A 26999-nucleotide genomic window follows, 5' to 3' on the forward strand; every position below is an offset into this window, starting at 1 on the left:
GCGACCGCCACACCTGCCGAACCGTCCGTGACCGCGTGCGGCGGGGCCCCGGGAAGTCCGATTCCCCGGGGCCCCGCCGCATGTCACGTCCCGCGCGCCTACGCGTTCGGCCGCTTGCCGTGATTCGCGTTCTTCTTCTTACGGGCCCGCTTCTTGTTGCCACGCTTCGCCATGGGACTCCCTCTCGCTCGGGGGCGGGGTGTGCCTTCGTAAGCGTCTCTGATCAGCTTGGTGATCGCATGTCAGACGTGGTGTCCGGCAGCGGGGTCGCCCATCGTGGAGGAGAAGCGTGAGCGTGGAGGTGGAAGCCCGCGCCCAGTGCCGCTCCTCGTGGCCGGTGACCGGCCGTGGTGGGTGTGCTGGTCGTTGTCACGTCCTGGTGCCGGTGGGCTGCGCGGGGCAGCCGGTGCCGGTCCGTGTGAGCGTGTCCCTCCGGACGCTGGCCCGCCAGACGAGGTTGAGGTCTGGTGGGGGAGGGCGCCCCGCGTCGCCTGGGCGCGGGGCGTGTTGTTCGTCGCCGGGTGGGTCCGGTCTTGGACCGGTCCGCCCGGCTGGCCTGCTCGGCGGACGGTGTGATGACCGCCCGGGTTTCGAGGGTGTCCACGACCGTGCGGATCACCATGGTGCCGGTGGTGCGGTCGGTGACGGTCTTGACCTGGTGGGCCAGGCCGCGTGCGGCGATACGCCGCCAGGCGCCCTGGTCGCGGTCGCCCTGCCACCGGCAGGCGGTGTCCGGGCAGATGGCCCATTTCCAGCCGGGCACGGTGGGCCGGTCGGGGGCCTTGCGGTGCCGCAGCGGGGTGAGGCACTGGGGGCAGTGCTTGGAGGTGTTCCGTGCCGGAACGCTCACCACGGCGATACCCGTCTCGGCGGCCAGGTGCCGGATGCGGTCCACGATCTGCCCGCGGACCTGTTGGGAGAGCCGGGTGTTCATGGTGCGGCCCATGCCCCTGGCTTCCATCGACCGCAGGTCCTCGACGTAGATGACGGTGGCACCGGCGGTGATGGCCTGGTCCACCGTCCAGCGGGCGGCAGACCACGCCAGGGCGTCGTTGAGGTTAGACCGCCGGTTTGACACGTGCCGGATCTCGTCCCGCAGGACGGCGTGCCCGGCGGCCAGCGGGTGATCCTCGTCGCCGCCGGTCAGCCGCTGGAAGTGGTCGGCCTTGGCATGCAGGAACTCGCTCTCGCGCCGCAGCCGGTGCTGTTTGGCGAGGACACCGGCCGCCCGGAACTGGGCACCGGCGCCCAGCGGCGTGATCCGCCCGTCGTCCCACAGACGGGCAGCCCCAGTGGACAGCAAGGTGTTCAGACCCCAGTCCACGCCCAACGCCACCGCATGCCCGGTCCGGTGGGTGCTCGGAACCGGGTGGCTGTAGGCGAGATCGGCGCGCACCTTGCCCTGGTGGACCCGCAGCGTGGGCAGGTGCAGCACCGCCGAGGCCGGCACCGTCGGCGGCAGCGTGATCGGGCAGGCCACCCATGTCCAGTCCGCGTACGAGCGAGGCTCCGGACGCGTGGGGAGCTGCAAGCGCAACAGCGCCCGGCCCGGCACATCCGCCCGCTCGATGGTCGCCTGCTGCCCGTCACACGCCGACAGCAGCAGCATCCGCGCCGTACGGGGCGCGGGCTCCAGCTCGAACACGTCGACCGGCAGTCGGCCGTTCTTCCGGGCGAACGAGACCACCTGCCGGGTGCGGGACCTGATCACACCGGACGGCAGGAACCGCCCACCCGGCGCCGCCTCGCGTACCGCGTCCCACTCCTCGGGAGTGCGCTTCGCCGGATCAGCGGGCCAGGTTGCCAGCACGCCGGCAGCGAGATCCGCTCGCCACTTCACCGACCGCAACACGCGCCCGGCCTGTTCCTGCGCCATGCGCACGAACCGGTCATTGACCCTGACACCCTCATCCGGTGCGGCGGGCCAGCCCAGACGGCGCAACGCCATCCACGCATTCGACGGCAGCTTCCGCCCGCCCGCGTCCTCACCGGACGCCAGGACATCCACGTCAGCGGCGTTCCAGTGAGCGGCCAGCAGCGTGCTGGTCATGCCGGACACCAGATCCACGGCCCAGCCCACACGCTCCGCGAGTACGGCAGCGGGCAGGAGCTCACCGCTCTTCTCCTCCACCCCGGTACGCAACAGGCCACGGGCGCACGCGGTGCGGGCGGTCTCGCCCACTGCGAGCGGCACCTTCCGACTCAACGCCCACCCTCCCCCACCACCCATGCTGTCAACCGATCAACGACACCCCTGGCGAAAGGTCACGCATTCGACCCACGAACCCCCATCCGACACCCGTACACACCGCCATCCCACAACACCACGAACCACTACGGATGGCTAAGGAAATGCGTGAGCCTAGGTTCGGGGGCAGAGGGCCGCATGTCGGTGCCACGGTCTTGAATGGACCCATGACCGTCTACGACGTGGCCCGGACGCTGCCGGGGATCGAGGAACTGCGCGACCGCTCCCGGGGGCTCGCGATGCTGGACGCCGTCCTGAGCCCGGACTGGGAGGGCCGGTACTACTCCTTCGACGCGCACTGGTCGGAGAGCGAGCAGCTGGCGTCGATGCGGGACGGTTCCGGTGGCGAGTACACGATCGTCCTCTCCCCGGCCGGCGCGTTCGCGCGCGTATTCGACCACGAGTCGCCGCTGAGCCCGTACGGGCCGCTCGCGGACGGCCAGACCTGGCCCGGGGTGCTCGACGGGGTCCCGGAGGCCTTCCGGGAGTACCTGACGGAGCCCGCGTTCACGGACGAGGACGGGGTGCACGTCACCACCGCCTGCCTGTGGCGCGAGCCCACGGACACGGCCTGGCGGACGGGACCGGTCGACTTCGCGGACCTGGACGGCCACGAGGACCCCGACGGCTCCGGCCGCCTCCTCCACCTGCTCACGGACCGCTCGGCGGAGGCGTACGCCACGTGGGCCTCGGACTACTACGAGACCCCCGTCGACCTGGATGCCGTACGCCACGTCCTCGCTCTGCGCCCCCTCACGCCCGAGACCGTCGCGGCACTCAACCCGAAGGTGGAGCTCGCCGACCTGGCGGACGACATCGCGGAGATCGGCTACCCCGGCCGTGGATGACCAGGACAGGCTCAAAGAGCTGGTCGCCTGGCTGGAGGCGGAGCACGGCCCGGTGACGGAGGAAGAGCTGGCAGCGGGACGGGCCGAGCTCGCGGCCTTCGACGCCGAGCACGAGCGCCGCCGCAGGCTCAGGAGCGAACGACGCCCTGAGTGACACCCCACTCCGGCGCCAGCACCGACATCACCGTCGCGTCCACCCGCTCCCCCTCCCACAGCAGCGCCCCCCGCAGCACGCCCTCCGTGACGAAGCCCGCCTTCTCGTAGGCGCGGCGGGCGCGCGGGTTGAAGGCGTAGACCTCCAGGGAGATCCGGTGGAGGTCCAGCGACCCGAAGCCGTACCCGACGATCAGGCGGGTCGCCTCCGTGCCCAGGCCGCGCCCGAGCACGTCGGGGACGAGCCCGATGCGGAAGGAACAGCTCTCGTTCGGCTCGTCCCACAGGTTGAGGACGGCCTCGCCGATCACCCGGCCCGTCGCCCGCTCCACGACGGCGAGGTCGAGCCGGTCGTCCTGGCCGCCCCGGGAGCCGTACCACTTCCGCAGCGCCGCCTCGTCGAAGTGCGCGTGGTTCCCGGTCAGCCGGTTCGCCTCCGCGTCCTCGAACATCGGAAGGAGGGCGGGTACGTCCTCCTCCGTGACGGGACGGAGGACCACCAGGTCGCCGGTGAGGGTGGGCTTGTGCAGGAAGTCGGGCATCCGGGCATTCTCCGGGGCCCCCGGGATCCTGTCGCCCGGATTACCGGCGACAGGGCACCCGCTCACACCCCCGGCCCCGCCACCGCCGACCGGCCCACCACCGTCCCCGCCCGGTCGACGCAGACCACGTCCACCGCGACCGGCGCACCCCGCAGGACCGCCAGGGCCTCGTCGCGGGCGCGGGCGGCCACCAGATCGCCCAGGGGGACGCCGGATGCCTCGCAGAGGCGGAGGGCGGCGAGCCCCGTGTTCGCGCCGGCGATCTCCGCCGCCAGGGACTCCGACGCGCCTCCCGAACGGGCCAGGCCGGCGAGGAAGCCCTTGTCGACCTGGGAGCGGGCCGAGTGGAGGTCCAGATGGCCCGCCGCCAGCTTGGACAGCTTCGCGAAGCCGCCGCAGATCGTGAGGCGGTCGACCGGGTGGCGGCGGACGTACTTGAGGACCGCGCCCGCGAAGTCGCCCATGTCGAGGAGCGCGATCTCCGGCAGGTCGTACAGCGTCGACACGGTCCGCTCGGACGTCGAGCCGGTGCAGCCCGCCACGTGGGTGAGGCCGCCCGCGCGTGCCACGTCCACGCCCCGGCGGATGGAGTCGATCCAGGCCGAGCAGGAGTACGGGACGACGACGCCGGTCGTGCCGAGGATCGACAGGCCGCCGAGGATGCCGATCCGGGGGTTCCAGGTGGAGCGGGCGATCTCGGCGCCGTGGTCGACGGAGACGGTGATCTCGACGTCGCCGCCGCCGCCGTGCCGGGCGGCGACCTCGGCGACGTGCTCGCGCATGAGCTGCCGGGGCACGGGGTTGATCGCGGGCTCGCCCACGTCGAGGGGCAGGCCGGGAAGGGTGACGGTGCCGACGCCCTCGCCGGCCCGGAAGACGACGCCGGAACCGGGCGGCAGGAGCCGTACCGTCGAGCGGATCACGGCGCCGTGGGTGACGTCCGGGTCGTCGCCCGCGTCCTTGACCACGGCGGCCATGGCGGACCCGCCGGACAGGGACTCGGCGGTGAGAGCGAACGACGGCGTCTGGCCCTTGGGCAGCGTGATCGTCACCGGGTCCGGGAACTCGCCGGTGAGCAGGGCCGTGTACGCGGCCGTCGTCGCGGCCGTGGCGCACGCGCCCGTCGTCCAGCCCGGCCGGAGACCGGTGTGCTTGAGTTGGGCCTCACGCCCGCCGCCTGACGTCACGAAAGGGCTCCTGTGGTGCACATACTCATTCTCGGGGGGACCACCGAGGCCCGCGCCCTCGCGGGCCTCCTGCACGGCCGGGTCCGGGTCACCAGCTCCCTCGCGGGGCGGGTGGCGAGCCCCCGGCTGCCGGCCGGCGAGGTCAGGATCGGCGGCTTCGGCGGTGCCGAAGGACTGGCGGAGTGGCTGCGGGAGCACGCGGTGGACGCGGTCATCGACGCCACGCATCCCTTCGCCGAGCGGATCAGCTTCAACGCGGCCGGGGCGGCCGCCACCGCCCATGTTCCCCTGCTGGCGCTCCGCCGCCCAGGCTGGGTCCCGGAGAAGGGCGACGACTGGCACGAGGTGCCGTCCCTCGACGCCGCCGCCGGGGCCCTGGACGGCCTCGGCGACCGGGTCTTCCTGACGACGGGCCGCATGGGCCTGGCGGTGTTCGCGGCCTGCCCGCAGTGGTTCCTGGTCCGCTCGGTCGACGCCCCGGAGCCCCCGATGCCGGCCCGCACGGACGTCCTCCTGGACCGGGGCCCGTTCACCCTGGCCGGCGAACGCGAACTCCTCGCCCGCCACCGGATCGACGTCCTCGTCACGAAGGACAGCGGCGGCGCGGCGACCGCCCCGAAACTGACCGCGGCCCGCGAGGCGAGCATCCCGGTCGTGGTGGTCCGCCGCCCCCCGGTCCCGGAGGGCGTACGAAAGGCGACGACCCCCGAGGAGGCCGCCGCCTGGGTGCTGCGGGGGCCGACCGGGACCTGAGAGGAGGCCGGGCGCCCCGCCTCGTCCGGCCCGTTCCCTCCGCGCGACAGGTGATTCCTCCCGGCGTTCAATGGAGGAATGGAGACCGTCCGATGGCTGGTCACAGCAGGGCTCGTGTCCGTTCTGGGCATGGCCTCCGGTACAGGGCCCACCCCGACCCCCGAGCCGCCCCCGGCGCAGCCGCCGCCCGTGCTCGACCGGGCGGACGTCGATCGGGCCGTCGGGCGGATCGACGCCGATGTCGCGGCGCTGATGAAGCGCACCGGGGTGCCCGGGGTGTCCGTCGCCGTCGTGTACGAGGACAAGGTCGTCCACCTCAAGGGGTACGGGGTGCGCGAGGTCGGCAAGGACGCCCGGGTCGACGGCGACACCGTCTTCCAGCTCGCCTCGGTGTCGAAGCCGATCGCCTCCACCGTCGTCGCCGGGGCCGTCGGCGTCGAGGGGTGGCAGAAGCCCGTCGCCCCCGAACTGCCCGAGTTCCGGCTGAAGGACCCGTGGGTGAGTTCCCATGTGACGGTCGCCGACCTGTTCTCGCACCGCAGCGGTCTGCCCGACCACGCGGGCGACCTCCTGGAGGACCTCGGCTACGACCAGGAGTACATCCTGTCCCACCTGCGGTACGAGCCCCTGGCGCCGTTCCGCGCGAGCTACGCGTACACCAACTTCGGTCTGACGGCGGCCGCGGAGGCCGTCGCCGCCGAGAAGGGCGTGCCGTGGGAGAAGCTCGCCGAGGACACGCTCTACCGGCCCGCCGGCATGAACGACACCAGTTCCCGCTTCCAGGACTTCGCCTCGAACCCCGACCGGGCCGTCGGCCACGTGAAGGAGGCCGACGGGTCGTGGAAGGCGTCCGTGCGGGACCCGGACGCCCAGTCCCCCGCGGGCGGCGTCAGCTCCTCTGGCCGCGACATGGCGACCTGGCTGCGGCTCCAGCTCGCGAACGGCTCGCTCGACGGGAAGCGGATCATCGGGGAGGACGCCCTCGACCTGACCCACCACCCCGAGTCCGTCGCCTCACCGGCGCACGCGCCCGCGGGCCGGACCGGCTTCTACGGCCTGGGCTGGAACGTGGCGTACGACGACGAGGGCCGGCTGCGCCTCTCGCACACCGGCGCGTTCGAGCTCGGCGCGCACACCAACGTCACGATGCTGCCGGGTGAGCGGCTCGGGATCGTCGTCCTCACCAACGGGGCCCCGGTGGGCGTCGCGGACGCCGTCTCCCTCGACTTCTTCGAGACCGCGCAGGACGGCGAGCCCAGCCGGGACTGGGTGCCGCTCCTCGACGGGATCTACCAGCAGCAGGCCGACGCCGACCGGTCCCCGACCGACTACGCGAAGAAGCCCGCCGACGCCGCCCCGGCGAAGGCCGACAGCGCCTACACCGGCACGTACACCAACGGCTACTACGGCAGGCTGACGGTGGCCGAGGAGGACGGCGGCGGCCTGGTGCTGCGACTGGGGCCGAAGCCCGAGTCGTTCCGGCTCACGCACTACGCCGGGAACACGTTCAGCTTCCCGACCCGTGGGGAGAACGCCGTCGGCCTCACGGGCGTCACGTTCTCCCCGGACGGGAAGACCGTCCGCGTCGAGTACCTGGACCAGGAGGGCCTGGGCACCTTCACCCGGAGCGGCTGACCCCCGACGGCCCCGCCGGCTCACCCGTACCGGATGTCTCTCATCCGTACCGGCGCGGTGTCCACGTGATCGTCCGGCCGTCGGCGCGTTCGACCGCTCGGGTCTGGGAGGAGCCGATCAGGAGCAGGGTCCGCATGTCGACCTCGGACGGGTCCAGGGTCTTCAGGGTGAGGATCCGGACCGACTGCTCCGGGCCGCCGACGTCCCGCGCCACGACCACCGGGGTCTCCGGCGAGCGGAGTTCGAGGAGCAGGTCGCGGGCCGCGGACACCTGGTGGGTGCGGGACTTCGAGCCCGGGTTGTAGAGGGCGAGGACCAAGTCGGCCTCCGCCGCCGACCGCAGGCGCGTCGCGATGACGTCCCAGGGCTTGAGCCGGTCGGAGAGCGAGATCGTCGCGTAGTCGTGGCCGAGGGGGGCGCCCGCGGCGGCGGCGGCCGCGTTGGCGGCGGTCACCCCGGGGAGGACCCGTACGGGAACGTCCGCGTACGCCGGTTCGCAGGCGACCTCCAGGACGGCGGTCGCCATGGCGAAGACGCCCGGGTCGCCGCCGGAGACGACCGCGACCTTGTGGCCGCGCCGGGCCAGGTCGAGGGCGAACTCGGCGCGTTCGGACTCGACCTTGTTGTCGGAGCCGTGCCGGATCTGCCCGGGGCGAAGGACCGGCACCCGGTCCAGGTAGGTGGTGTAGCCGACGAGGACGTCGGCGTTGACGAGCGCGCCGCGCGACTCGGGGGTGAGCCAGGGTGCGCCGGCCGGTCCGGTGCCGACGACGACGACCTCGCCCCGGTCCCGTACGGGGAGTTCCTGGTCGATACGGGAGGGGAGGACGGCGACCGAGAAGTACGGGACGGTGTCCGGGTCGACGTCGGTCAGCTTCTCCGTGCGCTCGCCCGCCATGAACGCCCGCTCCACGTACCGGGCGTCGTCGAGCCTGCCGGCCCGCTCCAGGGCCCGCTTCACGGTGGGGAAGGTGCGGCCGAGCTTCATCACGACCGCCGAGTCGGTGCCGGCGAGGCGGGCCGTCAGCTCGTCCTCGGGCAGGGTGCCGGGGATGATCGTGAGGACCTCCTCCGCCTCGCACAGCGGCTCGCCGAGGCGGGCCGCTGCGGCGGAGACCGAGGTGACGCCGGGGATGACGGTCGTGTCGTAGCGGTCGGCGAGCCGCTTGTGCATGTGCTGGTACGAGCCGTAGAACAGCGGGTCGCCCTCGGCGAGGACGGCGACCGTGCGGCCCGCGTCGAGGTGGGCGGCGAGGCGGGCCGCGGCCTCCTCGTAGAAGTCGTCGAGGGCGCCCCGGTAGCCGCCGGGGTGGTCCGTGGTCTCCACCGTGAGCGGGTACATCAGCCGCTCCTCGATGTGGTCCTCGCGGAGGTGTTCGGCGGCGATGGAGCGGGCGATGGAGCGGCCGTGCCGGGCCGAGTGGTACGCGATGACGTCGGCGGCGGCGATGGCCTTCACGGCGGCCACCGTCATCAGGTTCGGGTCGCCGGGGCCGAGGCCGACCCCGTACAGCTTGCCGGTGACGGTCACTTCTGGATCTCCGCTTCGTGCGCTATCGCGTTGACGGCGGCGGCGGTCATCGCGCTGCCGCCGCGCCGGCCCCGTACGACGAGGTATTCGAGGCCCAGTTCCTGGGCGGCGAGGGCGTCCTTCGACTCGGCGGCGCCGATGAAGCCGACCGGTATGCCGAGGACGGCGGCGGGCTTCCCGGCGCCCTTGGCGACCATCTCCAGGAGGTGGAAGAGGGCGGTGGGCGCGTTGCCGATGGCGACGACGGAGCCTTCGAGGCGGTCCCGCCACAGTTCGAGGGCGGCGGCGGAGCGGGTGGTGCCGAGTTCGGCGGCGAGGCCGGGCACGGACGGGTCGGAGAGCGCGCAGAGCACCTCGTTGTCGGCGGGGAGCCGCTTGCGGGTGACGCCGCTGGCGACCATCTGGGCGTCGCAGAGGATCGGGGCGCCGGCGCGGAGGGCGGCGCGGGCGTTCGCGACGACACCGGGGGAGTAGGCGATGTCCTGCACGAGGTCGGTCATGCCACAGGCGTGGATCATCCGGACCGCCACCTGGGCGACGTCGGCGGGCAGGCCCGTCAGGTCGGCCTCGGCGCGGATCGTGGCGAAGGAACGGCGGTAGATCTCGGCGCCGTCCTTCTCGTAGTCGAACATCGTGTCGCTCTCGCTCATCTCGTGGGTGTCGCCGGGTGCGTGGGTGCCGCCGGGCCGCGGGCCGCCGCGACGGCTTCTGACAGGGAGGTACGGGGGGCGGGGACGCCGTCCACCAGGTAGGCGTCGCCGGTGGCGAGGACGTCGACCCAGGTGCCGTGCGGGTGTCCGCAGCGCCGCTCGCACCCGGAGAAGTGCACGGGCAGCGGTCCCGGGAGCGGGGTCGGCAGCGCGACGAGGGCGTCGGCCCGTACGTCGGCGAGGGACTTGGCGCAGCCGGGCCGTCCGGTGCAGGCGGTGACCCCGGCGCCGGGGGCGTCGGGGCGGGTGATCAGCCCGTACGCCTCCAGGTCCCGGAGCCGCTCGGGCCCCGCGCCCACGACGACCGCCCCGCGCCACGGGGTGAACCGGACCTCGTCGGCGGGCAGCAGGGCCCGCAGCTGGGCGGCGGTCAGCCGGCCGAGCGGCGCGAGGACGTACAGGTGGCCGTCCCCGAGCGCCCCGGGTCCTGGCGGCGCGGAGAGCGGTGTCGGCGGTACGGGAACGGCCTCGGCGGCGATCCCGGCCGACGCCAGGGCCGCGGCCCAGTCGGGGACGTGGGTGGCGGGGAGTTCGCGGGGCCGCCAGGCCCCGGTCCCGGCCGCGTCGGCGGCGTCCAGGAACGCGAGGGCGGCGGCGAGGGCGGCACGGACGGCGTCGTCGGCGGCGAGCCGGAAGGCCTGCCGGCCGCCGGGCCACAGCACGGCGGTCCCGTCCGCGTCTGCGATCAACTTCACATCGCCGCCGAGCCCGGCCACGTCCCCGCGCCCGTCGTCCAGGACGAAGAGGAAACGGCCGGAAAGGGCCGCCGCCCGGGGCTCGGCGCACAGCGCGGCGTCGAGGTCGCGCGCCCACAACTGCACGTCCGCGCGGCTGCGTTCGTCGCGTCTGTCGAGTCCTGAGGTGGGCGAGGCGACGATGTTGCGGACGCGTTCGTGGGTGGGGGAGGGCAGCAGGTCCGCCTCGGCGAGGAGCGCCGCGAGCGCGGCTCCGCAGTCGTCCGCGAGGCCGCGCAGCTCCGCGTTGCCGCGCGAGGTGATGCTGATCCGCCCGTCGCCCAGGGTCTCCGCCGCCGTCGCGAGGGCCTCGGCCTGACGGGACGTCAGTCGGCCTGCGGGCAGGCGCAGTCGGGCCAGGCGGCCGTCCTCGGCGGGGTGCAGGCGCAGCGCCCCCGGGCAGGCGTCGCCTCGGTCCCGTATGCGAGCTTCGCCCGGTTCGGGCGTCGTGTGCGGGGTGGGCGGCATGGCGGCGAGCATACCCACGGGGAACCGCCCGGCCACCGGGTGTGATCCGGCCGACTCCCCGGCCCGCCCCGGCCCGCCGACGGCACGATCTACTATGCAGACGGCATGGGGTCCCAGGACCCCGGGGAGGAAGCCCGGTGAGAATCCGGCGCGGTCCCGCCACTGTGAGCCCGGCCCGGAAACGGAACGGGTGAGTCAGGAACTCCCCGCCATCCACACGACCACCCGGGGCGCGGACAACCCCGAGGAAGGCCTGCGCTCGCCATGCTTCTGCTGCTGTCGCACTCCGACACCGACCTGCTCAGCGCCCGCGCGGCGAACGCCGCCTCCGCCGGCGGCCCGGTGGAGTACCGCTTCGCCAACCCCGCCCGCCTTCCCCTCGCCGAACTGCCCGGCCTCCTCGACGGCGTCGACCTCGTCGTCGTACGCCTCCTCGGCGGGCTCCGCTCCTGGGAGGACGGCCTCGACGCGGTCCGCGCCGCCGGAAAGCCGGTCGTCGTCCTCAGCGGCGAACAGGCACCCGACGCCCAGCTGATGGAGACGTCCACCGTCCCCATCGGCGTCGCCACCGAGGCGCACGCCTACCTGGCGCACGGCGGCCCCGCGAACCTGGAGCAGCTGGCCCGCTTCCTCTCCGACACCGTGCTGCTCACCGGTCACGGCTTCGAGGCCCCCGCCGCCGCCCCCACCTGGGGCCCTCTTGAGCGCACCCCCCGGACGACCGACGGTCCCACGATCGCCGTGCTCTACTACCGCGCCCACCACATGAGCGGGAACACCGCCTTCGTCGGCGCCCTCTGCGAGGCCGTCGAGGACGCCGGCGCGCAGGCCCTCCCGCTGTACGTGGCGTCCCTGCGCGCCCCCGAGCCGGAGCTGCTCGACACCCTGCGCGGCGCGGACGCGATCGTCACCACCGTCCTCGCCGCCGGCGGCACCAAGCCCGCGGAGGCGCAGGCGGGCGGCGACGAGGAGGCCTGGGACGCGGGCGCGCTCGCCTCGCTCGACGTGCCGATCCTCCAGGCCCTGTGCCTGACCGGCTCGCGCGCCGCCTGGGAGGAGAACGACGAGGGCCTCTCCCCGCTGGACGCCGCCAGCCAGGTCGCCGTCCCCGAGTTCGACGGCCGGCTCATCACCGTCCCGTTCTCCTTCAAGGAGATCGACGAGGACGGCCTGCCCGCGTACGTCGCCGACGCCGAGCGCGCCGCCCGCGTCGCCGGGATCGCCGTGCGCCACGCCCGCCTCCGGCACATCCCGAACGCCGACAAGAAGCTGGCGCTCGTCCTCTCCGCGTACCCCACGAAGCACTCCCGCATCGGCAACGCGGTCGGCCTCGACACCCCCGCGTCCGCCGTCTCCCTCCTGCGCCGTCTGATCGCGGAGGGCTACGACTTCGGTCCCGCCGAGGAGCTGCCCGGCCTGGTGTCCGGCGACGGCGACGAGCTGATCTACGCCCTCATCGAGGCCGGCGGCCACGACCAGGACTGGCTGACGGAGGAGCAGCTCGCCCGCAACCCGGTCCGCATCCCGGCCGCCGACTACAAGCGCTGGTACGCGACCCTCCCCGAGGAGCTCCGCAGCCACGTCGAGGAGCACTGGGGGCCGCCGCCCGGCGAGATGTTCCTCGACCGCTCGCGCAACCCGGAGGGCGACATCGTCCTCGCCGCGCTGCGGCGCGGGAACCTGCTGATCCTCATCCAGCCGCCGCGCGGCTTCGGCGAGAACCCGATCGCGATCTACCACGACCCCGACCTGCCGCCGTCGCACCACTACCTCGCGGCCTACCGCTGGATCGCGGCCCGCGCGGAGGACGGCGGCTTCGGTGCCGACGCCATGGTCCACCTGGGCAAGCACGGCAACCTGGAGTGGCTGCCCGGCAAGAACGCCGGCCTGTCCGCCGCCTGCGGCCCGGACGCGGCGCTCGGCGACATCCCCCTGATCTACCCCTTCCTGGTCAACGACCCGGGCGAGGGCACGCAGGCCAAGCGACGCGTCCACGCGACCCTCGTCGACCACCTGGTGCCGCCGATGGCCCGCGCCGACTCGTACGGCGACATCGCCCGGCTGGAGCAGCTGCTCGACGAGTACGCGCAGATCTCCTCCATGGACCCGGCGAAGCTGCCCGCGATCCGCGCCCAGATCTGGACCCTGATCCAGGCCGCCAAACTCGACCACGACCTGGGCCTCCAGGAGCGCCCGGAGGACGACGGCTTCGACGACTTCCTGCTGCACGTCGACGGCTGGCTGTGCGAGGTCAAGGACGCCCAGATCCGTGACGGCCTGCACGTCCTGGGCGGCGCACCGGAGGGCGAGGCCCGGGTCAACCTGGTGCTGTCCATCCTGCGCGCCCGCCAGATCTGGGGCGGCACGCAGGCGCTGCCGGGCCTGCGCGAGGCGCTCGGCCTGGACGAGTCGGCCGCCACCCGCACCACCGCCGACGAGGCGGAGGCGAAGGCCCGCGAGCTGGTCGAGGCGATGGAGGCCGCGGACTGGTCGGTCGAGGCGATCCCCGCGGTCGCCGCCGCGTACGGCCCCGAGGTGCACGCCGTCCTCCGCTTCGCCTGCGAGCAGGTCGTGCCGCGCCTGGCCGGCACCACCGACGAGCTGACGCACGCCGTGCACGCCCTGAACGGCGGATTCGTCCCGGCCGGCCCGTCCGGCTCCCCGCTGCGCGGCCTCGTCAACGTCCTGCCGACCGGCCGGAACTTCTACTCCGTCGACCCGAAGGCCGTGCCGTCCCGGCTCGCCTGGGAGACCGGGCAGGCGCTCGCCGACTCGCTCCTGGAGCGCTACCGCACCGACAACGGCGAGTGGCCGACGTCCGTCGGGCTCTCCCTCTGGGGTACGAGCGCGATGCGCACGGCGGGCGACGACGTCGCCGAGGCGCTGGCCCTGCTCGGCGTCCGCCCGCTGTGGGACGAGGCCTCGCGCCGGGTCAACGGCCTGGAGCCGATCCCGCTCGCCGAGCTCGGCCGCCCCCGCGTCGACGTCACGCTGCGCATCTCCGGCTTCTTCCGTGACGCGTTCCCGCACGTCATCGGCCTCCTGGACGACGCCGTACGGCTGGTCGCGTCCCTGGACGAACCGGCCGGGGACAACTACGTGCGGGCACACGCGCAGGCCGACCTCGCCGAGCACGGCGACGAACGGCGCGCCACCACCCGTATCTTCGGCTCCCGACCGGGCACGTACGGCGCGGGCATCCTCCAGCTGATCGACTCCCGCGACTGGCGCACGGACGCCGACCTCGCGGAGGTCTACACGGTCTGGGGCGGCTACGCCTACGGCCGGGGTCTGGAAGGCCGCCCGGCGCGCGCCGAGATGGAGACGGCGTACAAGCGGATCGCGGTCGCGGCGAAGAACACGGACACCCGTGAGCACGACATCGCGGACTCGGACGACTACTTCCAGTACCACGGCGGCATGGTGGCGACCGTCCGCGCGCTCAAGGGCACGGCCCCCGAGGCGTACATCGGCGACTCGACCCGCCCGGAGACCGTCCGCACCCGCACGCTCGTCGAGGAGACCTCCCGGGTCTTCCGTGCCCGCGTGGTCAACCCGCGCTGGATCGAGGCGATGCGCCGCCACGGCTACAAGGGCGCGTTCGAGCTGGCGGCGACCGTCGACTACCTCTTCGGCTACGACGCCACGACGGGCGTGGTCGCCGACTGGATGTACGACAAGCTGACGCAGGAGTACGTCCTCGACCCGGCGAACCAGGCCTTCCTGAAGGAGGCCAACCCGTGGGCCCTGCACGGCATCGCGGAGCGGCTCCTCGAAGCCGAGTCGCGCGGCATGTGGGAGAAGCCGGACCCGGAGACGCTGGCCGCGCTGCGGCAGGTGTTCCTGGAGACCGAGGGCGACCTCGAGGGCTCCTCGGACGACGACTAGCCGTCGGCGGGTTCGCCGGAGGCCTCGCCCGCCGCACGGGGGTCGGTGGGTGGGGCCGGTCAGGTAGACGCCATGCGCAGGACCAGGGCGGCCACCGCGAGGAGGGCGTGCGCGACCGATGAGTTCCCGCGGTGTCGGGGGTCTACCCCTTGACCGTCCCACCACCGAGGAGAGACTCATGGCCGAGACCGACACCCGCACCCTGGACACCGCAGGCGCCACCCTCCGCTACGACGTACGCCCCGGAAAGGGAACCGGCACCGGAACCGGAGCGGGAACCCCTCTGCTGCTCATCGGCTCCCCCATGGACGCGACCGGCTTCACCACGCTCGCCTCCCACTTCGCCGACCGGACCGTCGTCACCTACGACCCGCGCGGAGTGGGCCGCAGCGAGCGCACCGACGGCGCGGCGGAGACGCTGCCCGAGGAGCACGCCGACGACCTGGTCCGGCTGATCGAGGCGCTCGGCGCCGGCGCCGTGGACGTCTTCGCGAGCAGCGGCGGCGCCGTCAACGCCCTCGCCCTGGTGGCCCGGCGCGGCGACCTGGTGCGCACCCTCGTCGCCCACGAGCCGCCGACCGCGCAGGTCGTCCCGGACCGGGAGGCCGTGCTCGGGGTCTGCGCGGACGTGCGCGCGACCTACCTGCGGGAGGGCTGGGGGCCCGGGATGGCCAAGTTCCTCGCGCTGACGAGCCGGAAGGGCCTGTTCCCGGCGAACTGGGCGGAGGAGCCGGCGCCGTCCCCGGGCGCGTTCGGCCTGCCGGCCGAGGACGACGGCTCCCGCGGCGACCCGCTGCTCGGCCAGAACATGCGCGGCTGCACCTCCTACCGCCCCGACTTCACCGCCCTGCGCGCCGCGCCGACCCGCATCGTCGTCGCCGCGGGGAAGGAGTCCGAGGGCGAGTTCGCGGCCCGCGCGGCGGCCGCCGTCGCCGAGGGGCTCGGCACCCCGCTCGCCGTCTTCCCGAGCCACCACGGCGGCTTCCTCGGCGGCGAGTTCGGCCAGCACGGCGCCCCTGTGGAGTTCGCGGAGGCACTGCGGGCCGCCCTGGACGACAGCGGCGGCAACTAGGACCTGTCTCTGGGACCAGGCCCTGGAGGCAGCGCCTAGTTCTTCTCGGCGGCAGCCTTCACGGCCGCCGCCGCGTCGACGTTGCCGAGGCCCAGCTTGGGGAGGTTCCGCGGGTTCGAGGCCGAGTCGCGGATCGCCCGCATGACGGCCGCCGGCTCCAGGCCCTGGTGGTGCAGGAGCGCGGCCACGGCGGAGACGTACGGGGAGGCCATCGACGTACCGGACAGCTTGCCGTACCCCGAGGTGTTCTTCAGGGTCTCCTTCGTCGGGTAGGTGGGGAGGGTCGAGAGGATGTCGACGCCCGGCGCCGAGACGGCGTTCTGGGCGCCGAAGTTGGTGAAGGCGGCCGGCATGCCGCCGGGGTCGGCCGCGTTGACGACCAGGACCGGCGTGTCGAGTTCGTAGGGCTGGAGCAGGGTGGAGTCGTTGCCCGCGGCGGCGACCACGACCGCGCCCTTGCCGGCGGCGACGGAGATGGCCTGGTTGAGGACTCCGCCCTTGAGGAGACGGGCCATCAGGCCGGACTCGCCGAGGGAGAGGTTGATGACGTCGGCGCCGTGCTGGGCGGCCCAGATGATCCCCTTGGTGATGTTCGCGTCGCTGCCGCTGCCGTCCGCGCCGAGTACCCGGACCGGCATGATCTTGGCGCCGGGCGCGCCGCCCGCGATGCCGATGCCGTTGCCGGTGTGGGCGGCGGCGATGCCGGCGACGTGGGTGCCGTGGCCGTTCAGGTCCTTGGGCTCGTCGTCGTTGTCGACGAAGTCGTAGCCGTCGACGAGCCGGCCCTCGAGGTCGGGGTGGTCGGGGTCGACGCCGGTGTCGACGACGGCGATGACGGTGTCCTCGCCCTTGGAGGTCTGCCAGGCGTCGGGCTGCTTCAGCGCGTCGAGCCCCCACTGCTGGCCGAGCAGCGGGTCGGGCTTGTCGTCGTCGCCGCCGCAGCCGGTGGTGAGCGCGGCGGTGAGGAAGGTGAGGGCGGCGAAGGCAATGACGGTGGCGGTGGTGGGCCGACGGCGCATGCGTATCTCCCCATTCGTGTGCATTTGGACCAGTGAACCGTCGAAGATCAGCGCGCGCATCCCGAAAGGGAAGGGAGTTGTTCTAGCAGAGTACGAACAAGTTGTTCTATCCTGGTGCGAACAACGGAGGTTTCCATGACCCGTGCCACGCACCCCGTCGGCCCCCTCGCCACACCCCGTCTCCGCGCCCTCGCCGCGCTGCCCTTCGTGCTCGCCCTCGCCACGTACCTGCTGCTGCTCGCCCTCTGGTCCGACCGGCTCCCCGACACCCTCGCCACCCACTTCGCCGTGGGCGGCGGCCGGGCCGACGGCTTCGCCGGGCGCACCGCGTTCGCCGTCCTCGGCGTCGGCCTGCTCGTCGGCCTCGGCACCGGCTGGACGGTCCTGGTCCGGCGCACCGCCCTCTGGGGGGCGTGGTCGACGGCCGGCCTCATCGGAGCGCTGTTCGTCCTCCTGCTCCGGGCCAACCTCGACGCCACCGACCCCGCCCAGGTCGTCGCCCCGCTCACCGGCCTGGCACTCGCCGCCGCGGCCGCCGCCGTGTTCGCCCTCGTCGGGTGGGCCCTCGCCTCCCTCGTCCCCGCGGACGAGCCCGCCGCCCGGCCCGGCGCCGCCGAAGGCCCGAGGCTCACGCTCGGGGCGAGCGAGGTCGCCGGCTGGTCCCGTGCCACCGCCTCCCGCCCGCTGACCGTCCTCTCGGCGCTCGCCCTCGCTGCCGTCCCGGCCGGCCTGCTCCTCGCGCCCTGGCCCGGCGCCCTGCCGGCGCTGCTCGGCCTGGTCATCGGGGTGCCGGGGCTCGCCCTCGCGCGCGTCCGGGTCACCGTGGACCGGCGCGGTGTCACCGTCAGGCCCTCGCTCGTCCCCAGGCCCCGCGTCCGGGTCCCGCTCGACGACGTCGCGGGCGCGACCGTCAGGGAACTGGACACCGCGGCCGTGCTCCGCGACTTCGGCGGCTGGGGCTACCGGGTCAGGGCGGACAGGACCGGCGTGGTGCTCCACACCGGCGAGACCCTCGTCGTACGGCGGGGGAGCGGCCGCGAGTTCGCGGTCACCGTGCCCGACGCGGCCACCGCCGCCGCCCTCCTCAACACGCTCGCCGAGCGGCATGGGAGGGTCTGACCGTGCTCTTCCGTGTCGACCCGGCCTCCGCCGCCCCGCTCGGCGACCAGATCGCCGCCTGTGTCAGGGGCGCACTCGCCGACGGCTCCGCCGCGCCCGGCGAGCGTCTCCCGGCCGCCCGGGAACTCGCCGACTCCCTCGGCGTCAACGTCCACACCGTCCTGCGCGGCTACCAGCGGCTCCGCGAGGAGGGCCTGATCGAACTCCGCAGGGGCCGCGGCGCCGTCATCGTCCCCGGCGCCACCGCCCCCGACCGCGCCCGCCTCGTCTCCCGGCTGCGCGAGGCGGCGACGGAGGCGCGGGAAATGGGCCTGACGGACGAGGAGTTCCTCGCCCTGGCGCGTACGAGCCTGGGATAGCGGTCCGCGTCAGGCCAGCTCGCGCACCGGCGTGCCCTTCAGGAAGGCGTCGATGTCCTCGACCGCCTGCCCGAAGTAGCGGGCGTAGTTGCCCTCCGTGACGTACCCGAGGTGCGGAAGCGCGAGGACGTTCGGCAGGGACCGCAGGGGGTCGTCGGCGGTCAGCGGCTCGGTCTCGTAGACGTCGAGGCCGGCCCCCGCGATCCACCCCTCGCGCAGGGCCCGAAGGAGCGCGCCGCCGTCGACGAGACCGGCCCGTGAGGTGTTGACGAGGTACGCGTGCGGGCGCATGGCGCGCAGCTCGGACTCCCCGAGCAGGCCCCGGGTGCGGTCGGACAGCACCATGTGGAGCGAGACGAAGTCGCTGTCGGCGACCAGTTCCCGCTTGCCGGGCGCGAGCCGCACGCCGTGCTCGGCGGCCCGCTCCTCGGTCAGGTTCGGGCTCCACGCGCGCACGTGCATGCCGAAGGCGAGGCCGATCGCGGCCACCCGGGCGCCGATCTTGCCGAGGCCGACGAGCCCGAGGGTCCGGCCGGCCAGGTCGGCGCCGACGGTGGACTGCCACGGCCCGCCCTCCCGCAGCGCCCGCGCCTCGGCGGGGACGTGCCGGGCGAGGCCGAGGAGGAGCGCCCAGGTGAGTTCGGTGGGCGGCGCGGGGCTGCTGGCGGTGCCGCAGACGGTGATCCCGCGCGCGCGGGCGGCGGCGACGTCGACGGAGGCGTTGCGCATCCCGGAGGTGACGAGGAGCCGCAGCCGGGGGAGGCGGGCGAGGAGCGCCGCGTCGACGGGGGTCCGCTCCCGCATGACGACGAGGATCTCGCAGTCCTGTACGGCGGCGATCAGCGTCTCCCGGTCGCTCAGGTGCTCGCGCAGTACGCGGACGTCCACACGCCCCGCCAGCGAGCCCCAGTCGCCGGAGGCGAGGGCGACGCCCTGGTAGTCGTCGAGTACGGCGCAGCGCAGCTTCATGTCGGCATGATCGCGTACGCCCTGTGGTCCTGCCCAGGGCGTCCGCGGGCCTCTCAGGCTGTGGGCGTCCGGGTGAAGGAACGGCGGTAGGAGCGCGGCGGGACGCCCCTGCGGCGTACGAACTGGGCGCGCAGCACCGCCGCGCTGCCGAAGCCCACCGCGCGGGCGACCTCCTCGACGGGGAGGTCCGTGGTCTCCAGGAGCTCCTCGGCGCGGCCGAGGCGCAGGGAGAGCAGCCAGGCGTGCGGGGTGGTGCCCGTGGAGGCGGCGAAGCGGCGGGCGAAGGAGCGCCGGCTCATCAGGGCCCGGCGGGCCAGCTCGGCGACGGGGAGCGGTTCGTGGAGGTTCTCCCTGGCCCAGGCGAGGACGTCGGTGAGGCGCTCGTCCCTGCTGTCCTCGGGGACGGGGGTGGCCAGGTACTGGGCCTGTCCGCCGTCACGGTGGGAGGGCAGCACCAGGTCCCGGGCGATGGCGTTGGCGGTGGTGGCCCCGTACTCCCGGCGCAGCAGGTGCAGGCACAGGTCGAAGCCCGCGGCGGCGCCCGCGCCCGTGACGATCGGGCCCTGGTCGACGTAGAGGGCGTCGGGTTCGACGGTGACGTCCGGGTGGCGTTCGGCGAGGAGCCCGGCGAACCGCCAGTGCGTGGTGGCGCGCCGCCCGTCGAGGAGTCCGGCCGCGGCGAGGGCGAACGCGCCGACGCAGTGCGCTGCGACCAGGGCACCGCGCGCGTGCGCGGCGGTCAGCGCGTCGAGGACGGCGGGCCCCGGGGGCGTGCGGAACTCCGCCCAGGGCAGGGCGATCACCAGGTCGGCCGTCGCCAGCCGGTCGAGGCCGTGCTCGACGACCAGCGGCAGTCCGACGTCGGTGCGGACGTTCCCCGGCCGGTCGGTGCAGAGCGCGAAGTCGAAGCGGGGCAGGTCCCCGCCGCGCGCGTCGAACACCTCGGAGACGATGCCGGCGCCGAGCATGCCGACCCCGTGCGGGGCGTAGGCGGCGACGGTCACGAAGGGCGGCGGCATGGGGGCGAGTCTGGCACGTGAGGTTCACACCGTGCGGTGCCGCCGTGGCACGATTCCCGCGATCGATGGCAGGACGGCCACTCGTGAAGGGCCGTGCTCCGCAGAAGACTTGGGGGCATGACACACCACGACGACGCACCGGGCGGCCGCACCGCCACGTACACGATCCTGACCACCGGCTACACGCTCTCCACCGGTCCCGGGGTCGCAGCCACCGTCTCCTACGTGCGGGACGGCGACCGGCACGTGATCGTCGACCCCGGCATGGTGGCGAGCCGGGACCGGATCCTCGGCCCGCTCGCCGCGCTCGGTCTCGGCCCCGACGACATCACCGACGTGGTGCTCAGCCACCACCACCCGGACAACACCATGAACGTCGGCCTCTTCGGCCGGGCCCGCGTCCACGACCACAAGGCGATCTACGAGAACGACCAGTGGACCGACCGCGACGCGGAGGGCCACGAGCTCGCCCCGTCCCTGCGGCTGATCCGAACCCCCGGCCACAGCCCCGAGGACATCACGCTCCTCGCGGGTACGGAGGGCGGCGTCGTCGCCTTCGTCGGGGACCTCTGGTGGCGGCCGAACGGCCCGGTGGAGGACCCGGTGGCCCCGGACCACACCGTCCTGAAGGGGTCCCGCCTGCGCGTCCTCGGCACGGCCGACGTGATCGTCCCCGGCCACGGCCCGGCGTTCCCGGCGGACGAAACGGCACCGCTGTAGCGCGTGCGACGGGACTGGTTTCGGCCGCCGGTCGGCGTGGCGCCTAGAATCGGCTTTCATGTCGAAGCCTGACGAGCTGCTCGTTGACATTGCCGCCACGGTGGAGTCCGGGCAGAGCAATCAGATGTCCCTGACAGTGGTCGTGGGGGGTGCGGTCCTCACCGGACGGCTGGCCCCGGAAGCCCTCTGGAGACAGCGCGTGTCGGAGGTCCTGACGGATTCGTCCCGACTGGGCGAGTTCTCCGGGATCTTCAGCCCCTCCGGACCCAAGGAGGGGCCACCCACTCATCTGCACTTCCACCTCGCCCGCATCCTGCAGGGCACGGTGGGCATCCCGGAGACCGGCGGAATGTACCGGGTCGCCCTCTCGGACGTCAGCGCCTGGACGGTGGGCGACTTCCGCTACTCCGACTGAGGTCTCCGGGGAGCCGGTCCGGTCCTCGGAGGTCCAGCCCTCGGAAGGTCGGGCCTCGGAAGGCCCTGCCCTCAGAAGGTGGTGTCGGAGGGCTGCTCGGCGGGGACCGTGAGGCAGGTGAAGCCGAGCTTCGTCATCGCGCGCACGACCTCGCCGGCGCTGAAGTCGCGGCGGTCCTGGCGGGTGACGACCTCGCCCACCTGCTTCACGGGGAACTGGCGGCGTCCGATGACGACGACGTCACCGACGGCCGGCTCCGGCTTGACGCCCTTCATCGATTCGAGCACGCCGGCTTTGGTCAGCTCGAACGGGAAGCGGGCGATGACACAGCGCATGGTGACTCCTGCGGAGAGTGTGGTCCAGAAGGGGGCCGGGCAGGAAATTCCCGCAACCGATGGGGGTACAAAGAACTGAGACCCGCACCCCAAAGGTGCGGGCCTCAGCTCGTCAGCTCGTGCTACGCGTCAGCGCCGGGGTGTCAGGCGGGGACGATGTTCTCGGCCGTCGGGCCCTTCTGGCCCTGGGCGATGTCGAAGCTCACCTTCTGGCCTTCCTGCAGCTCACGGAAGCCCTGGGCGGCGATGTTCGAGTAGTGGGCGAAGACGTCGGGGCCGCCACCGTCCTGCTCGATGAAGCCGAAGCCCTTTTCCGAGTTGAACCACTTCACGGTGCCAGTAGCCATCTTTTTTCTCCTTCGGGGCAGTGCTCGGAGCGCACACCGTGCGCGCTCCGTGTCGCTGCGATGATCGCCCCGCCCGGAAAAAGCCCGGAAATGAAAAAGGGTGCCCAGCGCCGGAAAACCGGAAGGGGCACTCGTACGTTCGGGACCCACAACTGCAACTGATATCGACAGTAGCACGGTGGCGCGGGGTCTGCCGGGTACAGGATTTCGCCCGTCCGCATCCCGTGTGTTTACATGACAAATTTTCACCCCGTGTCGTCCCGAATTCACACGGGCCGACACGGGGTATTCCACCGCGTGGTGTGGCGCGGTCAGGCGGTGGCGGACACCGGGGCGGCTTCCCAGGCGAACCCGTCCGGGTCGGTGAAGGCTCCGGTGCCGACGCCGCCGAGCACGATCCGGTGGGACCCCTCGCCGTCGACGGGGACGCCGGCGTCCTTGGCGAGGGCGCGCCGCCCGTACAGGGCGAGCTTGACGGGGCTGTCACCGGCGGTGAACTCGACGTACTTGCGACCGAAGCTCTTCCCGACGGTGAGGCCGTGCGCGACGTAGAACGCCTTGGTCTCGGCGACGTCCGTGGCCCCGAGGAGCAGGACGAACTGGTCGACGTGGCCGGTGGCCGGCCCGGTGTCCTTCTTCGCCGAGGTGGCGACCTTCCAGATGGTCCCGTCCGGCGCCCGGAAGACGCCGCCGTAACCCCAGAAGGACTTGGACGCGGGCTTGAGGACCGTGGCCCCGGCGGCGACGGCGGCCTCGGTGATCTGCCGGACGTCGGCCGGCTGGGACACCGTGAGCGACAGCGTGAACCCGCGGAAGCCGGTGCTCGGCGCGTCCGAGGCCCGCAGGCGCACATGGGCGCCGAGGCCGGAGGCGGTGTAGAAGCGGTCGGCGGCGGGGAGGTCGGCCACCTCGAGGGTGACGGATGCGATGGCGTTCATGGGATTCACGCTATGCGGGGGGCCCGCACGGGTGCTTCTCGATTCCTGACGGGCCGCGTCACCTGCTTCGCCACGCACGACGGCAGGCCGGCCTCGCCGTCCGCCGCCTGCCGCCGGTAGACGCTGGGCGGCACGCCGACGAGCTCGGTGAACCGGGTGCTGAAGGTGCCGAGGGACGAGCAGCCCACCATGAAGCAGACGTCCGTGACGCTGAGCTCCTCGCGGTGCAGCAGGGCCATCGCGCGCTCGATGCGCCGCGTCATGAGGTACGAGTACGGCGACTCGCCGTAGGCCTGCCGGAACTGGCGGCTGAGGTGCCCGGCCGACATGTGGACGCCGCGGGCGAGCGCCTCGACGTCCAGCGGCTGTGCGTACTCCCGGTCCATCCGGTCGCGGACCCGGCGCAACCGGGCGAGATCGCCGAGGCGCTGCGCTTCGTTCAGTGCGCTCATCCACGCAGGATGACACATGAGAAGAACCCTTTCAGCAGAGCTGCTGGACTCGGGGGTACGGGCTACGGGGCACGCGGCTACCGGGTGCGCGGACCCGGGTACGGAGCTACGGGTTACGGAGCTCCTGGATGCGGACGAGGTTGCCCGCCGGGTCCCGGAAGGCGCAGTCGCGGATGCCGTACGGCTGCTCCGTCGGCTCCTGGACGACCTCGACGTCCGCCGCCTGCACCTTCTCGAAGGTGCCGTCGAGGTCCGGGGTGGCGAGCAGGATCCAGCCGTAGGTGCCCTTGGCCATCATCTCGGTGATGGTGCGCCGCTCGGCCTCGGTGATCCCCGGGTCGGCGGCGGGTGGCGCGAGCAGGATCGACGTGCCGGGCTGTCCGGCGGGCCCGACGGTGATCCACCGGGTCCTGCCCTGCCCGACGTCGTTGCGCACCTCGAAGCCGAGGGCGTCGCGGTAGAAGGCGAGGGAGGCGTCCGGGTCGTCGTGCGGCAGAACGGTGGTGTGAATGGTGATGTCCATGTCGACAAGTTAGTTGGGCCCCGGTGCCCCCGCTTCTCGATTCCTGACATCGGAGCGGGGTGTGTAGCCCCCGTGGTCGGGGGCAGGCGCTCTGCGAAGGCCCCCACGACGACAGCCCACGGGCGGAGGTCGGTTCACCATGAACGCGTCGATACCCCTGGTCTCCGCCTCGCGTGGAGAGCTGCTGATCCCCGCCACCAACGTCACCGGCCTGCTCCGGCGGATCGCGGCGGGCTGGCTGCACGCGACCGAGGCGGACGCGACGGACCTCGACCCCGCGACCACGCTGGCCCTGGCCCGGCGGCTGAGCGACCTGGCCGACCAGATCGACGTCGAGTGCATCGCGGTGAGACCCCCGGTGGGCGAGCCGCCGACGGCGGAGGCCCAGGGCGGCTGACGTACCGTCAGCGTCGCTTCAGCTCCGGTTCCGGGCCCCCAGGCCCGTCGCGCGGCCTTCCTCGTCCCATACGACCTCCAGGATCCCGTCGACGGCCTCCCGGTCGACCGGACCGAACAGGTGCGGGAACAGGACGTCCTCGTCGATCCCGGGCGGCGGGGTCGGAGCCGCCGCCTCGAACACGAGCCGTGACGTCAGCCGGTCCTCGGCGAGGAGCAGGACGAGGAGGGGCCTCGGAGCGCTCCGGAGGTAGGCGTTGACGACGGCCAGGGTGGTCTTCTCGTCGGGCGAGCAGTGGACGAAACCGTCCTCCGCGAGGGAGGCGGGCGCGTACGGGGCGTCGGGGCGGGCGTCCCATCCGCCCCACTCGGCGGAGGTCACGACGTGGTAGATCATGGAGCATTCTCCCACCCGCAGGCGGACGGCCGGGCGCTCGGAAGTCGGGCGCGGACCAGAGGGCGGACCAGGGCGCGGATCAGTCAGTCGACGTACGACCGGAGCGTGCCCCGGCGCCGGACGTCGAGCGTCGCGCAGTGGAAGGAGCCGCCGAACGGCGCGTAGTGCTGCAGGTCGCAGGGGATGGGCTCGAAGCCCCAACGCTCAAGGGCACGCAGCATGGTGGTGTGGTTCCGCTCGGCGATGACCCGCTTCTCGTCGACCATGAGGACGTTCATGCTGAGCCACTTCCCGCACATCGACGTGAGCCTCAGCAGCCGCTCGTCGATCGGGTCGGGCTCGGGGGCGACCAGGACGTCCCAGGAGCCGAGGACGTCCGGCAGCCGGTCGACGTCGACGTACTCGGGATTGACCAGCACCTTGCCGGGCGCGAGCGGCAGGAACGTCGTGTCGATGTGCATCGGCGTGCGGCACCGGCTCTCGATCTCGTGCACGCGGTAACCGGGGCCGAGATGGCGGCGCAGCCAGTCGATGCCCATGCGGTGGGTGACGTTGCTCCTCGTCACGAAGAGGTCGCGTCCCGCGCGGACGAAGTCCGCCGCGTCGAAGACCGGCTCGAACTCCGTGAGGATGTAGCGCATGGGCTCCCCGTCCTCGGGGACACGGAAGTCGTCGTCGAACAATCGCTCCCGGTCGCTGGCAGCCGTGGTGGCCGGCACCCCCGCGACCGGCGGGGCGGGTGTCGTGACGGGGGAGCCTGGGTCCGGAGTGCTGGCACGGTCGCCTCCTCGGGTCGCGGTCAGGGCGCCACCACGCCTGCGCGGCGGCCGGAGACCCTCGCTTGCCAAGGGCGGGTGCCCTGTTCCGGCCGGATCACTCGGAGTCGTCCCGCGCGATGCCGAGGGCGAGCGCCTGCAGGATCGCGTCGGTGGGCGTGTCGGGATCCGTCCGGTCGTACGCCTCCGAGACCGTCTCGAAGGCCAGTACGAAGCCGTTGATCAGAGCGCTGAGCGGCTCGGACAGCTGGCTCAGCACGGCCAGGCCGACCTCCGTCGGGTCGTCGCTGTCGGGGACGAGGAAGCGGGTGGGGATGACCTCGCCGAGCAGGTCGGAGACGTAGTCCGTCCCGACACCCCCGCGCAGAGCCGTGAGGGCGGCGATGGCCTTGAGCTGGATCTCGCTGTCGTCGGTCATGTGCCGAGCGTAGGAGGAAGAACGGGGGAAGCGGAGGTGCGCCGCCCGGGTCGGTCCTCGGTCCACGTCCACGGGCCGAGCTTCTCCGGGTTGCGGACGGCCCAGATGCGGTCCACGCGGTCGGCACGGCCGTCGCGGTCGGCGGCGAGGCCGAACGCCGCCACGGTCACCGTGACGCCCCGGTACTGGGCGACCAGGCCGGGCACGCCGTTGACGGTCCGTTCGAGCAGCCTGAGACCGGGGGCCTTGTCGGCGATGTGGATCAGGTACTGGGCGATGTCCGCGCCGCCCTCGACCGGACGGAGGACGGTGCCGACCATGCCGCCGCCGTCGGCGACCATCGTCGCGTCGGGGTCGAGGAGTCCGACGAGGGCCTTGATGTCCCTGGCCTCCCACGCCTCCTTGAACCGCCGTACGAGCACGGCCTGCCCCGCGTGCCCGCCGTGCCCCGCATGCCCGCCGTGCCCCGCCCGCGCCGCTTGCCCGGTGGCGCCTGCACCTCCACGCCGACGGCCCGAGGACGCCAGCTGACGGCAGGCGGCTGGGGTCCGGCCGACGATCTCCGCGATCTCCGCGAAGGGGTACCGGAAGACGTCGTGGAGGACGAACGCCACGCGCTCGGCCGGCGTCATCGACTCCAGGACGACCAGGAAGGCCATGTTCACCGACTCGTCCAGGGTGACCTGGTCGGCGGGGTCGGTCGACGCGGCCCTGCCGCCGTCCGCGCGCCCGCCGAGCCACTCGTCACGGTCGGGCAGCGGCTCGGGAAGCCACGAGCCGACGTAACGCTCGCGCCGCACGCGTGCCGAACCGAGCACGTCGAGGCAGATGCGCCCGGCGACCGTCGTCAGCCACGCGCCGGGCGACGCGATGGCCTCCTGCTGCCGCCGCGACAGCGCGAACCACCGGGCGTACGTCTCCTGGACGGCGTCCTCGGCCTCGGCCAGCGAACCGAGCAGCCGGTAGGCGACGTTGATCAGCCGGCGCCGCTCGTCGAGGACCGCGCTCAGGCCGGGCCCGGTGCTCAT

Annotated in this window: 29 protein-coding genes, 1 pseudogene and 1 riboswitch; of the genes and pseudogenes, 11 read left to right on the forward strand and 19 right to left on the reverse strand. The window is 73.3% G+C overall.

What is annotated here, in order from left to right; translation table 11 throughout:
• Positions 1-98 precede the first annotated feature (98 nt).
• Positions 99-173, reverse strand: a complete 75-nt coding sequence (locus ACIA8N_RS19380; protein WP_106976029.1) for a 50S ribosomal protein bL37 — start codon at positions 171-173, stop codon at positions 99-101.
• A gap of 50 nt (positions 174-223) precedes the next feature.
• Positions 224-2194, reverse strand: a complete 1971-nt coding sequence (locus ACIA8N_RS19385; RefSeq protein ID WP_365784264.1) for a zinc ribbon domain-containing protein — start codon at positions 2192-2194, stop codon at positions 224-226.
• A 221-nt stretch (positions 2195-2415) separates the two neighbouring features.
• Between ACIA8N_RS19385 and ACIA8N_RS19390 the strand changes: the two genes are divergently transcribed.
• Positions 2416-3096: a hypothetical protein gene (locus ACIA8N_RS19390; protein ID WP_365784262.1), complete on the forward strand. Its 681-nt coding sequence runs from the start codon at positions 2416-2418 to the stop codon at positions 3094-3096.
• Entirely contained in the window at positions 3089-3250 is a 162-nt protein-coding gene (locus ACIA8N_RS19395; RefSeq protein WP_365784260.1) for a hypothetical protein, read from the forward strand. Before ACIA8N_RS19390 ends, ACIA8N_RS19395 begins: the two co-directional genes overlap by 8 nt.
• Here ACIA8N_RS19395 and ACIA8N_RS19400 read toward each other — a convergent pair.
• The gene (locus ACIA8N_RS19400) at positions 3225-3791 is read right to left on the reverse strand and encodes a GNAT family protein (RefSeq protein ID WP_365784258.1); all 567 of its coding nucleotides are present in this window, start codon (positions 3789-3791) and stop codon (positions 3225-3227) included. The genes ACIA8N_RS19395 and ACIA8N_RS19400 overlap by 26 nt on opposite strands.
• A 62-nt stretch (positions 3792-3853) precedes the next feature.
• On the reverse strand, positions 3854-4978 hold the full coding sequence (locus tag ACIA8N_RS19405) for a cobalt-precorrin-5B (C(1))-methyltransferase (RefSeq protein WP_365784256.1): 1125 nt from the start codon (positions 4976-4978) through the stop codon (positions 3854-3856).
• A 15-nt stretch (positions 4979-4993) separates the two neighbouring features.
• On the opposite strand from ACIA8N_RS19405, the gene ACIA8N_RS19410 reads away from it, so the two are divergent.
• Positions 4994-5731: a cobalt-precorrin-6A reductase gene (locus ACIA8N_RS19410; protein WP_365784254.1), complete on the forward strand. Its 738-nt coding sequence runs from the start codon at positions 4994-4996 to the stop codon at positions 5729-5731.
• Positions 5732-5809: 78 nt separating this feature from the next.
• Entirely contained in the window at positions 5810-7366 is a 1557-nt protein-coding gene (locus ACIA8N_RS19415) for a serine hydrolase (RefSeq protein ID WP_365784252.1), read from the forward strand.
• 40 nt (positions 7367-7406) lie between these two features.
• Here the strand turns inward: ACIA8N_RS19415 and cobJ are convergent, their stop codons facing one another.
• The 3 genes from cobJ to ACIA8N_RS19430 are packed head-to-tail and all read right to left on the reverse strand — an operon-like array spanning position 7407 to position 10809.
• Entirely contained in the window at positions 7407-8840 is a 1434-nt protein-coding gene (cobJ, locus tag ACIA8N_RS19420) for a precorrin-3B C(17)-methyltransferase (RefSeq protein ID WP_399416736.1), read from the reverse strand.
• Positions 8841-8893: 53 nt separating this feature from the next.
• Entirely contained in the window at positions 8894-9547 is a 654-nt protein-coding gene (locus tag ACIA8N_RS19425; protein ID WP_365784248.1) for a precorrin-8X methylmutase, read from the reverse strand.
• Positions 9544-10809, reverse strand: coding sequence for a cobalamin biosynthesis protein CobG (locus tag ACIA8N_RS19430; RefSeq protein WP_365784246.1), 1266 nt, complete (start codon positions 10807-10809; stop codon positions 9544-9546). Before ACIA8N_RS19430 ends, ACIA8N_RS19425 begins: the two co-directional genes overlap by 4 nt.
• A 90-nt stretch (positions 10810-10899) precedes the next feature.
• Positions 10900-11035, forward strand: a riboswitch (cobalamin riboswitch).
• Between the two features lie 38 nt (positions 11036-11073).
• Here ACIA8N_RS19430 and cobN point away from each other — a divergent pair.
• Positions 11074-14697 (forward strand): cobaltochelatase subunit CobN, encoded by a 3624-nt coding sequence (cobN, locus tag ACIA8N_RS19435; protein ID WP_365784244.1) that lies wholly within the window; start codon positions 11074-11076, stop codon positions 14695-14697.
• A 178-nt stretch (positions 14698-14875) separates the two neighbouring features.
• On the forward strand, positions 14876-15769 hold the full coding sequence (locus tag ACIA8N_RS19440; protein ID WP_365784242.1) for an alpha/beta hydrolase: 894 nt from the start codon (positions 14876-14878) through the stop codon (positions 15767-15769).
• Between the two features lie 35 nt (positions 15770-15804).
• Here ACIA8N_RS19440 and ACIA8N_RS19445 read toward each other — a convergent pair whose 3' ends face one another.
• Positions 15805-16788, reverse strand: coding sequence for a S8 family serine peptidase (locus tag ACIA8N_RS19445; RefSeq protein WP_365784240.1), 984 nt, complete (start codon positions 16786-16788; stop codon positions 15805-15807).
• A gap of 135 nt (positions 16789-16923) precedes the next feature.
• On the opposite strand from ACIA8N_RS19445, the gene ACIA8N_RS19450 reads away from it, so the two are divergent.
• Both ACIA8N_RS19450 and ACIA8N_RS19455 read left to right on the forward strand, forming a co-directional pair.
• Positions 16924-17907 (forward strand): hypothetical protein, encoded by a 984-nt coding sequence (locus ACIA8N_RS19450; RefSeq protein ID WP_365784238.1) that lies wholly within the window; start codon positions 16924-16926, stop codon positions 17905-17907.
• Between the two features lie 2 nt (positions 17908-17909).
• Positions 17910-18266, forward strand: coding sequence for a GntR family transcriptional regulator (locus ACIA8N_RS19455; RefSeq protein ID WP_365784236.1), 357 nt, complete (start codon positions 17910-17912; stop codon positions 18264-18266).
• Positions 18267-18275: 9 nt separating this feature from the next.
• Here the strand turns inward: ACIA8N_RS19455 and ACIA8N_RS19460 are convergent, their stop codons facing one another.
• A complete protein-coding gene (locus tag ACIA8N_RS19460) occupies positions 18276-19235 on the reverse strand; it encodes a D-2-hydroxyacid dehydrogenase family protein (RefSeq protein WP_365784234.1) in 960 nt (319 codons plus the stop codon).
• A gap of 53 nt (positions 19236-19288) precedes the next feature.
• Complete coding sequence (locus tag ACIA8N_RS19465; protein ID WP_365784232.1) at positions 19289-20254, reverse strand: helix-turn-helix domain-containing protein; 966 nt, start codon at positions 20252-20254, stop codon at positions 19289-19291.
• A 117-nt stretch (positions 20255-20371) separates the two neighbouring features.
• Between ACIA8N_RS19465 and ACIA8N_RS19470 the strand changes: the two genes are divergently transcribed.
• Both ACIA8N_RS19470 and ACIA8N_RS19475 read left to right on the forward strand, forming a co-directional pair.
• Positions 20372-20974 (forward strand): MBL fold metallo-hydrolase, encoded by a 603-nt coding sequence (locus ACIA8N_RS19470; protein WP_365784230.1) that lies wholly within the window; start codon positions 20372-20374, stop codon positions 20972-20974.
• Positions 20975-21032: 58 nt separating this feature from the next.
• Positions 21033-21389 carry a hypothetical protein gene (locus tag ACIA8N_RS19475; RefSeq protein WP_030210019.1) on the forward strand — a complete coding sequence of 119 codons (357 nt, stop codon included), beginning with the start codon at positions 21033-21035 and terminating at the stop codon, positions 21387-21389.
• A gap of 71 nt (positions 21390-21460) precedes the next feature.
• On the opposite strand, the gene ACIA8N_RS19480 is transcribed toward ACIA8N_RS19475, so the two are convergent.
• The 5 genes from ACIA8N_RS19480 to ACIA8N_RS19500 all read right to left on the reverse strand — a co-directional run bounded on the left by ACIA8N_RS19480 (position 21461) and on the right by ACIA8N_RS19500 (position 23984).
• On the reverse strand, positions 21461-21724 hold the full coding sequence (locus tag ACIA8N_RS19480; RefSeq protein WP_030210011.1) for an SCO5918 family protein: 264 nt from the start codon (positions 21722-21724) through the stop codon (positions 21461-21463).
• 143 nt (positions 21725-21867) lie between these two features.
• The gene (locus ACIA8N_RS19485; RefSeq protein ID WP_030210008.1) at positions 21868-22071 is read right to left on the reverse strand and encodes a cold-shock protein; all 204 of its coding nucleotides are present in this window, start codon (positions 22069-22071) and stop codon (positions 21868-21870) included.
• A 311-nt stretch (positions 22072-22382) separates the two neighbouring features.
• The gene (locus ACIA8N_RS19490) at positions 22383-23009 is read right to left on the reverse strand and encodes a glyoxalase (protein WP_365784227.1); all 627 of its coding nucleotides are present in this window, start codon (positions 23007-23009) and stop codon (positions 22383-22385) included.
• A gap of 5 nt (positions 23010-23014) precedes the next feature.
• Positions 23015-23461 carry a helix-turn-helix transcriptional regulator gene (locus ACIA8N_RS19495; RefSeq protein ID WP_365784225.1) on the reverse strand — a complete coding sequence of 149 codons (447 nt, stop codon included), beginning with the start codon at positions 23459-23461 and terminating at the stop codon, positions 23015-23017.
• Between the two features lie 106 nt (positions 23462-23567).
• The gene (locus ACIA8N_RS19500) at positions 23568-23984 is read right to left on the reverse strand and encodes a VOC family protein (protein WP_365784223.1); all 417 of its coding nucleotides are present in this window, start codon (positions 23982-23984) and stop codon (positions 23568-23570) included.
• Between the two features lie 139 nt (positions 23985-24123).
• Between ACIA8N_RS19500 and ACIA8N_RS19505 the strand changes: the two genes are divergently transcribed.
• Positions 24124-24381: a DUF6213 family protein gene (locus tag ACIA8N_RS19505; RefSeq protein WP_365784221.1), complete on the forward strand. Its 258-nt coding sequence runs from the start codon at positions 24124-24126 to the stop codon at positions 24379-24381.
• Positions 24382-24399: 18 nt separating this feature from the next.
• Here the strand turns inward: ACIA8N_RS19505 and ACIA8N_RS19510 are convergent, their stop codons facing one another.
• The 4 genes and pseudogenes from ACIA8N_RS19510 to ACIA8N_RS19525 all read right to left on the reverse strand — a co-directional run bounded on the left by ACIA8N_RS19510 (position 24400) and on the right by ACIA8N_RS19525 (position 26999).
• Positions 24400-24777, reverse strand: coding sequence for a DUF952 domain-containing protein (locus ACIA8N_RS19510; protein ID WP_365784219.1), 378 nt, complete (start codon positions 24775-24777; stop codon positions 24400-24402).
• Between the two features lie 83 nt (positions 24778-24860).
• A pseudogene (locus ACIA8N_RS19515) lies at positions 24861-25460 on the reverse strand (amidinotransferase); the annotation flags it as partial.
• Between the two features lie 190 nt (positions 25461-25650).
• Positions 25651-25971 (reverse strand): hypothetical protein, encoded by a 321-nt coding sequence (locus ACIA8N_RS19520; protein ID WP_365784217.1) that lies wholly within the window; start codon positions 25969-25971, stop codon positions 25651-25653.
• A complete protein-coding gene (locus ACIA8N_RS19525) occupies positions 25968-26999 on the reverse strand; it encodes a sigma-70 family RNA polymerase sigma factor (RefSeq protein ID WP_365784215.1) in 1032 nt (343 codons plus the stop codon). Before ACIA8N_RS19525 ends, ACIA8N_RS19520 begins: the two co-directional genes overlap by 4 nt.

This window comes from Streptomyces sp. NPDC051822, assembly GCF_044452745.1.
Classification (GTDB): Bacteria; Actinomycetota; Actinomycetes; order Streptomycetales; family Streptomycetaceae; genus Streptomyces.